At 58.6% G+C, this 15211-nt stretch carries 13 protein-coding genes; 3 read left to right on the forward strand and 10 right to left on the reverse strand.

What is annotated here, in order from left to right:
* Window positions 1–274 precede the first annotated feature (274 nt).
* Both B5T_RS22320 and eco read right to left on the reverse strand, forming a co-directional pair.
* Complete coding sequence (locus B5T_RS22320; RefSeq protein ID WP_014994942.1) at window positions 275–889, reverse strand: hypothetical protein; 615 nt, start codon at window positions 887–889, stop codon at window positions 275–277.
* Between the two features lie 105 nt (window positions 890–994).
* Window positions 995–1504 carry a serine protease inhibitor ecotin gene (gene eco, locus B5T_RS12855; RefSeq protein ID WP_014994943.1) on the reverse strand — a complete coding sequence of 170 codons (510 nt, stop codon included), beginning with the start codon at window positions 1502–1504 and terminating at the stop codon, window positions 995–997.
* A gap of 284 nt (window positions 1505–1788) precedes the next feature.
* Between eco and B5T_RS12860 the strand changes: the two genes are divergently transcribed.
* From B5T_RS12860 to B5T_RS12870, 3 genes are all read left to right on the forward strand, one after another.
* Window positions 1789–2031, forward strand: a complete 243-nt coding sequence (locus B5T_RS12860; protein ID WP_014994944.1) for a hypothetical protein — start codon at window positions 1789–1791, stop codon at window positions 2029–2031.
* A 763-nt stretch (window positions 2032–2794) separates the two neighbouring features.
* The gene (locus B5T_RS12865; RefSeq protein WP_014994945.1) at window positions 2795–4111 is read left to right on the forward strand and encodes an outer membrane protein transport protein; all 1317 of its coding nucleotides are present in this window, start codon (window positions 2795–2797) and stop codon (window positions 4109–4111) included.
* A gap of 9 nt (window positions 4112–4120) precedes the next feature.
* Window positions 4121–7621 carry an Ig-like domain-containing protein gene (locus B5T_RS12870; protein WP_014994946.1) on the forward strand — a complete coding sequence of 1167 codons (3501 nt, stop codon included), beginning with the start codon at window positions 4121–4123 and terminating at the stop codon, window positions 7619–7621.
* A gap of 338 nt (window positions 7622–7959) precedes the next feature.
* Here the strand turns inward: B5T_RS12870 and tnpC are convergent, their stop codons facing one another.
* The 8 genes from tnpC to djlA all read right to left on the reverse strand — a co-directional run bounded on the left by tnpC (window position 7960) and on the right by djlA (window position 15180).
* Complete coding sequence (gene tnpC, locus B5T_RS12875) at window positions 7960–9537, reverse strand: IS66 family transposase (protein WP_014992699.1); 1578 nt, start codon at window positions 9535–9537, stop codon at window positions 7960–7962.
* A gap of 74 nt (window positions 9538–9611) precedes the next feature.
* Window positions 9612–9947, reverse strand: a complete 336-nt coding sequence (tnpB, locus tag B5T_RS12880) for an IS66 family insertion sequence element accessory protein TnpB (RefSeq protein WP_014992698.1) — start codon at window positions 9945–9947, stop codon at window positions 9612–9614.
* On the reverse strand, window positions 9944–10327 hold the full coding sequence (tnpA, locus tag B5T_RS12885) for an IS66-like element accessory protein TnpA (RefSeq protein ID WP_041716686.1): 384 nt from the start codon (window positions 10325–10327) through the stop codon (window positions 9944–9946). Before tnpA ends, tnpB begins: the two co-directional genes overlap by 4 nt.
* A 415-nt stretch (window positions 10328–10742) precedes the next feature.
* Entirely contained in the window at window positions 10743–11291 is a 549-nt protein-coding gene (locus tag B5T_RS12890) for a hypothetical protein (protein ID WP_041717020.1), read from the reverse strand.
* Between the two features lie 473 nt (window positions 11292–11764).
* Window positions 11765–12460, reverse strand: a complete 696-nt coding sequence (locus B5T_RS12895) for a transposase (protein ID WP_081586876.1) — start codon at window positions 12458–12460, stop codon at window positions 11765–11767.
* Between the two features lie 247 nt (window positions 12461–12707).
* Window positions 12708–13700, reverse strand: coding sequence for an LLM class flavin-dependent oxidoreductase (locus tag B5T_RS12900; RefSeq protein ID WP_014994949.1), 993 nt, complete (start codon window positions 13698–13700; stop codon window positions 12708–12710).
* 321 nt (window positions 13701–14021) lie between these two features.
* On the reverse strand, window positions 14022–14264 hold the full coding sequence (locus B5T_RS12905) for a YdcH family protein (RefSeq protein ID WP_014994950.1): 243 nt from the start codon (window positions 14262–14264) through the stop codon (window positions 14022–14024).
* An 82-nt stretch (window positions 14265–14346) separates the two neighbouring features.
* The gene (djlA, locus tag B5T_RS12910; RefSeq protein WP_014994951.1) at window positions 14347–15180 is read right to left on the reverse strand and encodes a co-chaperone DjlA; all 834 of its coding nucleotides are present in this window, start codon (window positions 15178–15180) and stop codon (window positions 14347–14349) included.
* Window positions 15181–15211 lie beyond the last annotated feature (31 nt).

Consider the following 15211-nt stretch of genomic DNA (forward strand, 5'->3'; position numbering starts at 1 on the left):
ACCCGAAATCGGCACCATGGTACAGATTTTATCTGTCCCCTTTTGTTGTGCCGCGACAACCTACCTTAAAAGAGGCGACGAACCTTGTTTTTCCGTATAAAAAAGCGAATCTGAAATAGCAAAATACACTACCCAGGATAATAACAAAGGCGCTCTTTAATTTGCTTTTTAAAATATCGAACGCAAGCGTTATGTATAAAAAAACGGCACCCTGAGGTGCCGTGAAAGAGCCATTGTTGGCTTGGAAGGCAGAAACCGTCGTTACTCTTTGTCGTTATCCTTTTAACGGCGATGCTCTGAGCAAGGCTTCACGGATGGTCGCGGCCTCGCCATCCGGCACGCCGCGCCCCATGAACAGCCGGTAACATTCCCGGCGATCTTCTTCATCATTCCCCATGCGCAGGTAGCCCAGGTAGGGATCCAGCAAGGCACTGGGTTCGATGCCCATGCGCGCCCGGAAGCTGCTCCAGGCGTAATTCCAGGGCATGTCACACTCACCGGCCCGTACCGGCAGGAACTCCATGTAGCGCATACACGCCAGCGGCCAGTACCCCGGGGCCACCTGACACAGTTGAAAACGCTGTTCCCAACGACGGCTGGCGGTGCTCGGAGCCGGCATACGGCGCGGCTCCACCTGGAACAGGCTCAGCGACTGCATGAATTCGGTGGCATCGTCGCTATTGCGAAACGGGCCGGTGAGGATGCTGGCGCTCACGGGCAGCAGGCACCAGGCATAAATCGGCACTTCAAAACGCAATTTGAGTTCGTACAGGTTGGCGAGATAGCGGCGGCAGTCGAGATTGTCGCGGAACACGCTGCGCATGGCGTCTCCGCATTGCTCGAAGTAATTGAAATATCCGTTTATAACGGGACGCTGAGTCCGGGACATGGCTCCTCCTGAGCACTTTTTTCTTCCATCGTGCCTGACATTGAACACCAGTCAAGCGGTTGTTGTCGTGAAACAGTGTAGAAATTGTGATTCCGTTCTCGGGCGCTATTCCTGCTTCGCCTCCCGTTGCTCCTCATCCGCGCGCCACAGGCGATAGCGCAGCTCGAACCCTTCCGGCAGGTACACCACCACCGGCAGACGGCTGTTGTAGGGTAGCACGAAGCCATCACCGTTGACGCCGACAAAGGCGTCACGGCGGGTATCGTCGCCGCAGCCCATCAACGTGGACGCCGGCCCGCTGACATCCGTCAGCCGCCAGTAGGAATAACCCCAGCCGTCCAGGGTCTGTTGCTCCAGTTTGCCGTGAAACCAGGTGTGGTTGCAGTCCACTGACTGAACTTTTCCGGGCATCAGTTCCACCTGCATGCGCGCCGGGTTCTCCGTTTCGGGCAGGCGGATCACCCAGCGCTGGTAACCTTCCTCCGCTTGCGGATAAGGGGCGACTTTCTCCAGTGGGAGAGGCTCCAGCGGGCGCGGCTCCGACTCGGCCGCCAGGGCGGGCAAGGTAACGGTGAGCAGCACGCCGCCCAGCAGAGCATTGATCCTTGAATTCATTCTTCAGCCTCCATTCACTATGCGGTGGTGCCGTTGGACACGCCTTTTAAACTACCCGTTCTCGAGCTTCCGCTCCAAACCGCCTGTGCGAATTTGCGTGATGGCCTGGCCCGGTTTCCCTGTGATCGGCAATCCACGCAAAGGTTGCATCGAAAACCGCTGAAAAGCGGTCAAATACGGTAAAACAGGTAACCGTTCATCTACTTTTACAGTCCTTTTATGGTGTTTCCGCTTCACCTCACGCCACAATCGGGGTGTTGGCATTAACCATGGAGGTTCTGGCCATGATGATGATTCAGTTGAATCCGGCGATTCCCCTGAATACCCCCAGGGGTGAGGGACTGGCCCATGTACTGATCGACTATGGGCCGGAACACGAGCTCTACTGGACCGTGTTTCTCTCCGAAACCGGAGACGTCTATACCTTCTCCAACGGTGAGGTGCGTGCGTCAAAAAACGTCAAACTGGGTCGTTTAAAGCCCGAACGGCCCAAGACCAACGGCCACGCGCAAAACCTCATTACCTGACACGGGAGTCGATTCTGAGCTGGCTTCGCAGCAGCACCGGCAGTCAGCACTGACCCGTCTCGGGGACAAACAATGCCTGAAGCCCGAGATCCGATCCGGGCTTCGGGAAACGGGCTTTATCGTATTTTTTCCGCCTCTCCTTTCTGAGCCCCGCCCCACGAAGTCTCTGTAGGAGCTTGCCCTGCAAGCGAATATCACCATGCCGAGGCCGGTTCGCCAGCAGGGCTGGCTCCTACAGACGCTTAGCAGTCCGTTCCCCACCGGTTGGCAGCCGAGACAAAAATTGCCGTCATCACGGTAGTGAACATATGTTTACTTAAAAACCAATGATTCGTGGCGGACAGGAACAAGAGCCAAGCCCTTACTTTACGGGCATTCCGGCGCTAATCCCTTCGCCCTATCGTTCATGTCCCCTTTTTCAGAGTACAGCGCCGAACAGGGTATACGATTTGTGTCCCCATATTGTCCGTGCCAAGGTAAACTTTTTAGGCATTTTTGTTTCTTTTTTCCTTGGACCTTAGCCCCCAAAGAGCGTTACATGGCATTTACAATAAAATCATAACTATTTGTTTTTGCTAATTTTTTCCATTTCGTCAAGTGTCTTGAAGAGCCTCATTTCAATGACAAATTCTGGACACAGAGACTTCTGTCCTACCCTACCCCTTGTACGCCGCTCCAACCCTTTACTCTCCCGAATCCGGAGGCGGCACTACATAAAAAAAACGCCAAGAAGATCACATAAGAAATTGGAGGATTGTCACCAATGTCATCACGCTCCCGCCTGAGAAACGGACTTCGCGCCGGCGCACTGTTACTCGCCCCCGCGATCGCTTCCGCGAACATGGGTAACCTGGCCACCACCTACGGCGTCATGCCCAGCGACGTCGCCACCGTGCAAGCCCTGTCCATGTTCAACACCCAGGTCTCCACCGCCTTCTACAATCCCGCTTATCTGGCCCGCGACACCCGCGGTGAGATGACCGCTGGCCTGATGCACGCCGATCCCAACCTCAAGGCGGACAGCCAGAACCACGGCACCTACAAGGTGCAGGACGATCCCGCCCAGCAGATCCTGCTCGGCCTGCGCACCGATCTCTCCGACATCACCGAACTGGGCCAGCCCATCGTGCTCGGCCTGCTGATCGGCTCCGAGAAATACTCCCAGGAGTTGATGGCGTTTAACTCCAGCACCGCCCCCTATGGCCAGTATTTCAGCCATGGCCGTGAGCCCCTGTTTCTGTCCCTGGGCATCGGCACCAATATCTGGCGTGGCCTGGCCATCGGCTTCGGCACCCGCATCACCCTGCATTCCGACGCCAAGCTCTATGCCTGGAGCAACCTCTCTGGCGACACCCAGTACGAACAACTGGACGTCACCGCCAAGCCGGTACTGCGGCCCATCCTCAGCATGAGCCTGGATTGGAAGGAGACCTTCTGCCCCGACGCCGAGTGCTGGTACAACGGCGTGGAAACCGCCTTTGCCTTCCGTGGCTACTCCTATGCGCGGGTCAGCGTTGACGCCAACATGGTCATCCCGGAAACCATCGAAGAGCCCGGCCTGTTCATCAACCTGAGCACCATCGACTCCTACCAGCCCAACACCTATGTGTTCGGCACTCAGGTGAAAAAAGGCAAATGGCGCACTGGCGTGGCCCTGGAATTCCAGGAGTGGTCCAAGCTGGAAGATAAATTGACCGCTGGCCACGACGACATCAAGGACGTGGGTGATCTGCAGTTCCGCGACACCTTTACCCCGCGCATCGGTGTGGAATACGAGTTCGAGCCCGGCACCGGCTTCTCCGGCGGCATCGCCTATCAGGAGTCCCCGCTGGAAACCGGCGTCAACCGGGAAATCAACTACCTGGATGCCCGCCGCACCATCTTTGGCCTCGGCTTCCACGCCACCGCCAACCGTGTCTACGGCTTCAAACACCCGGTGCGCTTCGATCTGGCCTACCAGTACCACGCCATCGGCGAGCGGGACTTCCGGGTCCTCTCCGATCAGGAAAGCAACGACGACCGCGTCAAGACCGACGGTGACGTCAGTGTTTTCGCCGCCTCCATCAGCATGCAGTTCTAAGGAGTAGACATGAATACGTTGACCCTGAAGCGGGGGGGCCTGCTGATTGCCTCCGCTCTGATTCTCAGCGCTTGCGGCGGCGGTGGCGGCAGTGACATGCCGGGCCCTGGCACCGGCGATAGCAAAACGCAGAGCCTGCTCTACGCCTACCCCGACAACGGCCAGACCGAAGTGCCGACGCCGGCCCCGGTGGTACTGCGCTTCTCCAGCGCCGTCACCGTGGCCGATGCCGAGGCAGCCATTACCCTGCACGAAGGCGACGCCAGCGGGCCCGCCCTGGCCGCCAATTTCTCCACCGTAGACGGCGAACCGCGCGGCCTGGTGCTAACCCCGGACGACAAACTCAAACCGCTCACCGACTACACCGTGGTGATCAGGAACCTGAAACTGGAGAAAGGTACCGCCGCCAATCAGGTGCTGGGCTTCACCACCCGGCCGCTGCATGAAGGCCCGCGCTCCCTGGTGGTCAGCAGCGACGACTTCGTCATCGAACGGCGCATCCCGGACGGCGGCAGCAGCGAACCGGTGATGGACTTCTCCACCTTCCGCTTCCAGTTCAGCCAGCCCATCGACCCGGCCACCGTGCACTACGGCGACGCCCCGGCCAGCAGCACCGCGCCGGCGGACAACGTGGGCCTGTACGACAGCCAGGGCAACCTGGTGGACGCGGTGCTGGTGGTCAACGACCGCTACATGACCGTGGACCCGAACCCGCAGTCCGACGATCCCGAAGACAAGTATTTCTCCTACCTGACGCCGGGAGAAACCTACACCCTGCGCCTGGGCGACGGCATCACCAGCGTCTATGGCGAAACCTTCGGCGGCGACGAAATCGCCTTCACTCCGAAGGATTCCTCACCGCGTGGTGAACCGGCGGTGCTGGTGCAACGCATCACCGACTCCGCCAACCGCACCAACCTGTCACCGCTGACCGGCAAGCCGATCAACGAGGTGCCGGTGAACGGCGTACTGCTCGGCGAAGACGCCAACATTACCCAGGCCAGCAACAACGCGGTCATGGCGGAACTGGCGGACGTCACCCAGTACCCGGATGTCACCCCGATCCGTCTGCCGCGCAACACCGTGCTCGACGGCAGCAGCATCGACGTACTGATCGGCGGCCACGTACCGGCGGGCTTCTCCTCCGGCCAGGTGGAAATGCGCATGCTCAGCGACGCCACCGGCTACCTGGTGCCCAACCCCTATAACAGCAACCGCAGCGACGCCCTGCGCATCGTGCACCTGTTCATGGACGTGGCCATCGCCACCGAGGACCCGCGCACCAACGGCGCCTTCACCCAGGACCTTCTGCACATCGAACTGATCGGCACCGCCGCCGTGGATACCACCGAAGGCGTGCTCAACATCGACGCCGTCAGCGTGGTGGAACCGAACGTGCTCGGCCAGGAATACGGCTACGGCCTGCTCAGCTTCCAGCTGCAGTCTTACAAAGATCAACAGAATCCGCCGGTGGATGCGGTGGCTGAGATGGAAGATAACCAGCCGCCGGTGCTCCAGAGCTGGACTCTGGGTGAGTACACCGATGAAAATGGCGTCGTTCATGATAAATCCCAGCTCTATATGCCTGGCGACCCTATCATTCTGAACTTCAGCGAAAAGCTGGATCTTCAGAATATCGGTGGGGAGAGATTTGTATTCTATGAGAATGGCATAGAACAAGAAATCAGCTACTACGCTGATGGGACCTCTATCGTCATTAAACCCAAAAATAACCTGAAGAATCCTAGACCCGAGCAGGACTATGTCTATAGCCTTACAATTCCCACAGGAATCACCGATCTTGCGGGCAATCCGCTACAGCCCTCGCAAATAAACGATATTACTCTCCCTCTGGTTGTCACGGAAAGGGAAGCCATCTCCGGAGAAAATGGAGCCCCCCCTCCTACAACCGGCCCTATCCCGGTAGAGCACCGCTCACCAGTCGTCCTGTCGACGTATCCCGGCTTTCCGTGTGCCATTGATGAAACGACCCGGGACTTGGACAACGACATACAAGGCCGTTGCGAAGGCGCATTCCCAGGGTGGGATCAAGGCTCACAATATGACCAGAAAGAAGCAGACGACCTGCTGCCAGTCCCGAAGCTCTCCGCAAACAAACCAATCGTCGTTCAGTTTTCAAGAGAAATTGACCCGATGAGCATCAAACTCGGCAGCAGCTTCCTTGTCAGCGAATTTGATGAGAATGGCAATTCCACACCTGTGGAGGGGGCCTATTCTCTCAGCGGCAAGGTTTTGAAGTTCACGCCGGCGACACCCTGGGTAGAAGGCAAGTTATATAGTTATACCCTTAAGTCCAATGGCGACAGCTATTCCAACACCGCGACATGCGATGGCAGCCAGGCAGTTTGCGATCTCGACGGCTACCCGATACAAACGGATTACTTTGCCGACATCGATTTTGAACCCGTCTATGCCGCCGGCCCTCCTGGAACCCCTCTTCCTGATAGCTCAGAAAGAGAATGGAATTTCCTCACCGAGCGAAAGCCCTATGACGCAGGTGGTCCGGACATCGTTCTATACTTTAAGGGCGATACGACGAATAGCAACGTGCTTCAGATCCTGGCGAATTCGCCATCCTATGATGTCAACGCAAACTTCGTGCACGAAAAAAACGAACAAATCACTGACGGCTCAGGAGCATTCTATACAAGCCCTGCTACTGACCTCTACCAATACTACGCCGAAGAAAAAGGGGCTGACGATCAACCCTTGGATCCCAACGCGGATCCCCTGCTCGACCCGAATGGCGTTTTACCTCCCCCCAACAGCGCCAAGGTATTTTCCTTGGATACAAGGGGCGTTGAACCGGATTCTACAAAGGTACCTCCAGCCCCTGTCGTAAACGGAGCCAGTGTTGGGTGTGGCTATAAAGAGGCCATTGCATGGGACCCCGCAGTTCCCTTCGCGGTATATGGTATTCCCTATGAATGCCCCAAACAGAAGTTCACCTATCTTACCGGCGCCCTTACCGCTGAGGTCACTGGAGAGTACGTGGAAGGCCGCGGCATCAAGGTCCTGATCTGGCCCAGCCAGTTCATGTCAACCTCTATTCCGGTACGTTTCCATCTCACCGGTGGGCCAATCTTTGGCTCCAGCAAAAGCGGCGCACAAATGCTAAGAATGCGCTATGCCAAAGGCCAGTCAGGAGTCCGCTCTCAAGCAATTGAAGGCTGGATCAAAGACGAGGGCAACGGCACCCCAATATTAACCACCTCGGTGGATCTCTATATGGACGGCATCGAACTGGGCCACAATCTTCCTTACCTGGACCCAACCCATAGCTTTATGAGCTACCCCGCCACAATGGACCTTTCAGGGGAAATACAGTTCCTTGATGATGGGAGAATGATGATTTCTCAGTTCAACACGAACGATGTCGATGTCGATATCGTGCTGCATCAGCACGATGGCGTAAGCGCCGGCAGCCTTCCTCTAAGAATCCCAGCGTACGGCAGCCGCCTTCAGTATATATCCGCTCCAATCAAATAAACCTTCGTTGAGCCCCGCGTCCATGCGGGGCTTCCTTTCATATTTTACTACCTGCTGAATCATAGTGCTTTTAACAGTCTCCTTTTAATCTGAAAAATCCCTGTATTTAATCACCGATACGCCTCGCAAATTTCTCAGTTAACGAAGTCGTCTCTCACGGAACCACATCACTCATTAGATTAGAAGACCCTGGAGAGCAGGCATAATCGTCGTATCTATGTAACGAAAACCCGAAAATATAAGATTCATCGCGGAATAACGGTAATGCGGACCTCCATCGGGGATGCGGGTCTGCATGGAGGGTAATTCCAGTGTAAGCGTCCGGTAATCCCACCTTGTCAGGCGGAGGTCGGCGCCCAGTTTTGCGGCAGGAGTTCGTCGATGGCGTTGTTCTTGTGCGTCGGCAGCCGAGCCAGCACATCCTTCAGATACGCATAAGGATCGTGGCCGTTCAGCTTCGCCGACTGGATCAGGCTCATGACGGCGGCCGCACGTTGACCACTGCGCAGAGAGCCCGCGAACAGCCAGTTATTGCGCCCCAGCGCCCAGGGGCGGATCTGGTTTTCCACCCGGTTGTTGTCGATCGGCACCGCGCCATCGTCCAGGTAGCGCGTCAGCGCCGCCCAGCGTTTCAGGCTGTAGTCCAGGGCTTTGGCCGTACCCGAGCCGTCCGGGACTTTTTGCCGTCGGGAGATCATCCATTGGTGCAGGGCGTCGGCGATGGGCCGGGCTTTTTCGTTGCGCAAGCGCTGGCGGTCTTTATCCGGCAGATCCTTCGCCTCTCGCTCGATCCCGTACAGCGCACCGATGGACTCCAGCGCTTGGGCGGCCAGCTCACTCTTGTTGGCCACGTGCAGGTCGTGGAACTTGCGACGGGCGTGCGCCAGGCAACCGATCTCGGTAATGCCCTCGCCGAAGCCCGCCTTATAGCCAGCGTAGTCGTCACACACCAGCTTGCCATGCCAGTCCCCCAGGAAGGCGCGGGCGTGTGCGCCCGCCCGGCTGGGCGCGAAGTCGTAGACCGTGGCCTTCAGTTCAGAGAACGAGGTGCTGCAGTAAGCCCACACATAGGCCCGGTGGGTTTTCTTCTTGCCCGGTGCCAGCATCGCTACCGGCGTTTCATCCGCGTGCAGCACCGGCTGGGCTAGCAACTGGGCTCTGAGCGCATCCACCAGTGGCTGCAACCACACACCGCAGGTGCCCACCCACTCGGCCAGGGTGGAACGGGGGATCGCCAGACCGGCCCGGCCGAAGATGCGCTCCTGGCGGTACAGGGGCAGATGATCGGCGTACTTGGCCACCAGCACCTGGGCCAGCAGCCCAGACGTCGGGATGCCTTTGTCGATGACTTGCCTCGGCACCGGCGCCTGGATCAAGGTCTCGCATTGCTCGCAGGCCCACTTGCCCCGGATATGGCGCTCCACCGTGAACTCGCCCGGCACGTAGTCCAGCTTCTCGCTGATGTCCTCGCCGACGCGCTTGAGCGCACACCCACAGCGGCATTGCGTATCCTCGGGTTCATGGTGGATCAGGGTGCGGGGCAGTTGGGGCGGTAGCGGGGCGCGCTTGGGCTGTTGCTTGGCAGCGGCGGGGGGCGCCTGCGTTGGAAGTAACTCGGCCAGCTCCGCCTCCATGGCGGCCAGGTCGGCGTCGATCAGTTCGTCAAGCAACTGGCCCTGCACGCCCTTGAACTGCTCGCTGCGCCGGGCGAACTTGTGGCGCTTGAGCAGCGCCAGTTCGTGGGCCTGTTTCTCGATCACCGCGTCGCGGTGACGGATCGCTTTTTCTTGTTGGCTGAGGGTCCGGTCATTTTGGGCGAGGACCCGATCCTTGCTCTCCAAGTGATCGAACAACTCGGTGGCCAGGGCACGGAGTTGGTCGGGAGAGAGGGCGTTGAGGTCAGGGCGCGAGGTCATGCGGACAGTATGCCAAGCCAGCGCCCGGTGGGCGATTGGAGGTTGGGCGTATAGCCAACGGGAACGAGGTGTGGTTACAGCACCGAGATCACGGCCTCGTCGCCCAGTCGCTGCCAGGGCAGGCCCTGCACCAGGGCGGCCAGTTGTTCTTCATTCAGGCGCAACTGATCGCCGCGCCAAGCGTCACCCCAGTGGAACTTGCCCCGATGGAGCCGGCGGGCGCACAGCCAGATACCGAAGCCGTCGTGGATCAGCACTTTCATGCGGTTGCCCCGGCGGTTGGCGAACAGGTAAGCCTGATGTGGCTTCGCCGCACCGAACACCTGGATCACCCGGGCCAGGGCCTTGTCCGGTCCGGCGCGCATGTCCAGTGGCGCGGTGGCCAGCCAGATCTCGTCGATGCGGATCATCGCAGCAGCTCGCGTAACAGGGCCAGGCACTGATGGGCTTGCTCGGCGGGCCATTCCACGATGACCGGTCCGCCGGAGCGGGGCACTTCAATGCGGATGCGGTTACCCGACTCCTTGGCGCAAGACCGGTCAGGAGGGCTCGACGCCACCGGTACCGCCAAGGGCATAAACGCGGGTGACGTTATTGTCTGGCCGGCTTGCTCGGCTTCACGGATCCAGCGGCGGACCAGGTTGGCGTTGAGTTGGTTGTCCAGGGCGATCCGGGAGACGGACACGCCCGGTTCCTGACAGGCGGCCACGATGTGCGCCTTGAACTCACGGGAGAAGTGACGGCGACGTCGTGGTTGAGGTTGGGGCTGAGATACGCTTAACGGGTCCATCGATAGTGTCCACTAAGAAATAAGTGGACACTATCGTGAAGGCCGCAACCGTCGACTCAAGATGGGGTCGCCGGACGCTTACATTCCAGTTCCCTCCAAACCGCAATGAACCAAATATAAGCCTCCTACCCCGCCTTCGGCATAGAACCCAATCAAGCGGCTATGACCCGATTCCATTTAGCCGGTCCAGAGCACATGATCCATAGTCGCCTTCCTGTGAAATTCCCTATATAGGGCCGCTTTCATTAAGAAACGGCTGGCAAGTATCAAGCAACCATAGGGCATTACATATACGCCAGAAACAGAAAACCCCGACCAAGTGTGGCCGGGGTTTTTACTGGGATCCGTAACAACACCTAATTTACCATGGCGCCATCACAAAACCATTAGAAGAGAGAAGTTCTCTTCATTAGCTTTACGGCAGCAGATCTACGTCCTGGGTCGGGAAGTTCTGACCCGTCAGAGTGCCGTTTACGGTGCAGTTAGAGCCGACGTTGGTATTAAAGGAGAACTGAGAAGCCGCAGCGTTCAGTGCCACACTACCATTGTTGAATACTGCATCCACGGAATTACCGCTGGAGCTACCACAGTACTGCTTGCCAAACAAAGTAGTATAAACAATTACCCCGTCGAAGGTGACCGCAGTATCTTCACCCGCTGCAGCAGCGGTAGTCGTAGTAGCAGTCCACGGGAATTCAAGCTCCACTGCGCTACAGCCGAAGCCACCGCTGACGGAACCACTAGTCACGTCAACAGTCACGGCCCCACCACCAGAAGTTACATTACCGGTCAGGCTCAGGGTACAAGTAATTGACGGCAAGCCAGTTTGATTAAGAACCGTAGAACCTACAAAGGTGAAGGGGTTAGAGCCAACTTGGGAGATGCTGGCCGCCTGAGCACCAGCAGCCCCCATCAGAGCCGCACCGCCGATCGCCATGATCAAAGCTTTCTTCATATTCTTCATGATCAATTCCTCATTAGTCCATATTTTGGGTTGGTGGCAAGTCGTTACTGCTTCCTTTGGCTTGCCGTAGCCGGTACCGGTCGCTGTGTTGCCCCCCGTACCGACTGACTATGAGGTTACAACGGTGCACAGTTGTGTCTTAAGTTGATCTTTCGAAATCCGCCATTTATCGTTCAGTTACATTTTAAAGGCGCTCTTAAATCAATCACTTAGCCTCAGTTACCTGTCCCCCTTTTGCTTCCCTGAAAGGCCCGAAAGGCCCAAGGTCCGGGCAAAAAAGATACATTTATGCCGTAAAGGTTTACTCATTCTCGAAACATCTTTATTTCTTTAACTCGCTGTTTTTTATGGAAATTTGAAATAAAGTTCCGAAACACAGACCGAGGAAAGGGCGCGCAGGGCGTCAGAAGTCTACGGACAAGAGATGGAAGAGGTGTGCCCCCGCTCATTGAGCGGGGGATGAGGGGGGAGACTCAGGATTTCCGGCTTCGGGGGCGGGTTCGGTTACGTGATGTAACCGTCCTGGATGCCTTGTTGGCGGCGGATTGGGTGAACATATCATCACCGATGGGCTGGCTGCGACGCAGCGCCAGTTCAATATGGTGCCACTCCTGCTCGCTCTGCCCTTGCCGCATCAGCAGGCGGTAGCTCTCCCGCCGTTCTTCATCGGTACGGCCAAGCGCCAGGTAATCGGCGTGGGGATCAAGGCAATAGGGTTCCGCTCTGCCCATGCGTTCGCGGTAGCTGGACCAGCGGTAGCTGCCCACGTGGGCCGCTTCACCGTGCACCACGGCTTGCAGCTCAATGCCGCGCAGGGCGGCGAGAAACCAATAGCCGGTTTGTACCGGGGAGGAGCGGTAGCGTCCTTCCCACAGGCTGCCGTTTTGCTGACGACGCCGATTGCGGTGGCGTGTGGTGCGCAGGGAGAGTGCCTTCATGAATTCCGGCAGGGCCTCAGGATCGGAGCCCGGGTCCAGCAACAGATGCACCTGGTTGCTGAGCAGACACCAGGCGTAGATACGCACGCCCAGTTCCTCTCTCAGTTCGCGCATGTCGCGCAGGTACTTGCGGAAATCCCCATCGGTGTGGAATACCGTTTGACCACGGAATCCCTGCTGCATGACGTGATGTGGATGCCCTGGAAGAATCAACCGCCCGCTCCGTGGCATGGTCGTCCCCTTTTTCGCTGTTATTTTTTTCCGAGGCCGACGGATTTTAACCCGTCGGTGCAGTCATTTACTTTGAAACGACCGATTGATTTTGTCCAGAGTTTCTGTCCCCTTTTTTTGTAACCGCCGTCCATGGCGGTTACCCTGCGGGCCGTTGCCAAGGCAACGTCAAAAATCGTTCCCGACGATTTTTTGTAACCGGCCGTCCATGGCGGTTACCTTTTAAATCAACGATATCAATCCGCCATCATGGCAATTCGCTTAATATCTCCGACGCCATTTTGTATGAACGCAAACGGGCGTCGTGGTCGAATATGCCTGAGGTAATAATGACCTCATCCACTTGAGTTTTGTCGAGAAACTCCCGCAGCCCTTCGGTGACCGTGGTTTTATCGCCGACCATGGAACAACGCAGCGCCTGCTCTACACCGGCCCGTTCCAGCGGCGACCAGAATTCATCCATGTTTTCCAGCGGCGGCGGCAGCGGCCCCGGGCGGCCCCGGCGCAGGTTGGTGAACTGCTGCTGCACCGAGGTAAACAGCCGCTGGGCTTCGCGGTTGTCGTCGGCGCCGTAGACGCCGATACCCGCCGCGGCGTAGGGCTTGTCCAGGTAGCGTGACGGCTCGAAGCGGTCGCGGTAGATCGCCAGGGCGTCGTGCAGCGCTTCCGGTGCGAAGTGGGAGGCGAACGCGAATGGCAGGCCGAGACGGGCCGCCAATTGCGCACTGAACAAGCTGGAACCCAGCAGCCACACCGGCACCTTGGTGCCCACGCCGGGGATCGCCTTGACCCGTTGTTCCGGGTCCGGGTCATCCAGATAGGCCATCAGTTCCTGCACGTCCTGGGGGAATTCCATGGCACTGGATTGCAGGTCGCGACGCAAGGCGCGGGCGGTTTCCATGTCGGTGCCCGGCGCCCGGCCCAGTCCCAGGTCGATGCGGCCGGGGTGCAGGGACGCGAGGGTGCCGAACTGCTCCGCCACCACCAGCGGCGCGTGGTTGGGCAACATGATACCGCCGGAACCGACCCGGATGCGTTGAGTGCCAGCGGCGATGTGGGCGATCACCACGGCGGTGGCGGAGCTGGCCACACCGGGCATGTTGTGATGCTCCGCCACCCAATAGCGGGTGTAGCCCCACTGCTCGGCGTGGCGGGCCAGATCCAGGGAATGGCGAAACGATTGGGTGGGATCCCCGCCACGCAGGATGGGACAGAGATCCAGAACGGAATAGGCCGTCATATAAACTCCCGAACGAACAAACGATGGGCAAAGAGATGGGGCAGTTGGCGGTAAAAGTCAAAGGAAAGCCAGGTACGGCGGGGGCCAGGCATAGGAATGGGCAAGGATCGGCGGCTAAATTACAAGAGGCCCGGGCATAGAGCTGCTCGCCATATTCGCCAGCAAGCTAGCTCCCACAGTTTGCGCTACGAGGTCACTGTGGGAGCTTGCCTGCAAGCGAACGGGCTCTTGGTCAACGGATTCGCTTGCAGCGGCCCGCCGCCCGGACAAGCTTCCACGGACCGGGCAAGCTCCTACGGCGGCTTCGTCGCCGGCCCGGGGTCAGGCGCCGTTGAGCAGGCGCTTCAGGATCTGATCCTTGAGCTGCAGCCGGTGGCGTTTCAGTGCTTCCATTTCCTCGTCGCCGATGGGGCTTTCGCGCAGCTCCAGGCCACGGATCCGCTTATCGAGTTTATCGTGTTCCTGGATTTGGGAGCGGAATCCTGGATCGCTGCGGGCCAGGTCGTCGATCCGGGCGTGGTGTTCGGGAAATTCGTGGTGAATGCTGTGTATCTCGCCAAGCATGTCGATCCCTCATCAACGGGCGGTCGCAAGGACGGGCGGGTCTCTCCAACGCTAACCCAGGGCCCGGGTACTGTCGAGGGGTCTAGAAGCCCCTCGCGGTCTTGATCATTTCATAGGCTTTGCTGATTTCCGCGGTCTTTTCCGTGGCCATGCGAATCATTTCCTCCGGCACGCCGCGGGCTGCCAGCTTATCCGGGTGATGCTGGCTCATCAGCTTGCGGTAGGCCCGTTTGATTTCCTGATTGGAGGCGGAAGGTTCCACCCCCAGCACGCCGTAGGCCTCATTGATGGAGGGGCGGCTGGCGCCGGGCTGGCCGCTCCCGGCACCGCCGGCCGCGCCGCCGGCTCCGGCGAAACGGGCCTGGGCCAGCAGCATATTGAGGATCTGGCGGAACTGGTCCGGCGGCACCCCGAGCCCGTTGGCCACCCGGATCAGAATCCGTTCTTCCTCCGGTTTCAGTTCTCCGTCCGCCAGGCAGGTCTGGAGCAGGATTTCCAGGAACACCAGCACCAGATGGCGGCGGTGACGGATACGCTGCCGGAACTCCACCACGGTGGCGTCCAGGGGAAAGTCCGACGCCTTGCCCCGGTTGAAGCAGTCGATGGCGTGACGGCGCTGTTCCGGGTTCAGCTGCATGCGCGCCATCACCGCCTCGGCGTGCTGGATCTCGGTGCGGCTGACCTGGCCATCGGCCTTGGCCAGATGTCCCATGATCGAAAACACCGCCGACATCAGCGCGTCCTGTACCTCTTCCTTCTCACCGGGCCGGTACGGCCGGAATGGGTTGAACGACTGCACCCGTTCCACGCCGCGATCCAGAAAGTGTCCGATCAACACTCCCACCGCCAGACCGATGGGGCCGCCCACCAGCATACCGAGCAGACCGACAATGATCTTGCCACCCCAACTTCTCATAAAGACTCGCTTGCTCCTGTCCTTAGTGGTG

Source organism: Alloalcanivorax dieselolei B5 (genome assembly GCF_000300005.1).
GTDB classification, from domain to species: Bacteria; Pseudomonadota; Gammaproteobacteria; order Pseudomonadales; family Alcanivoracaceae; genus Alloalcanivorax; species Alloalcanivorax dieselolei.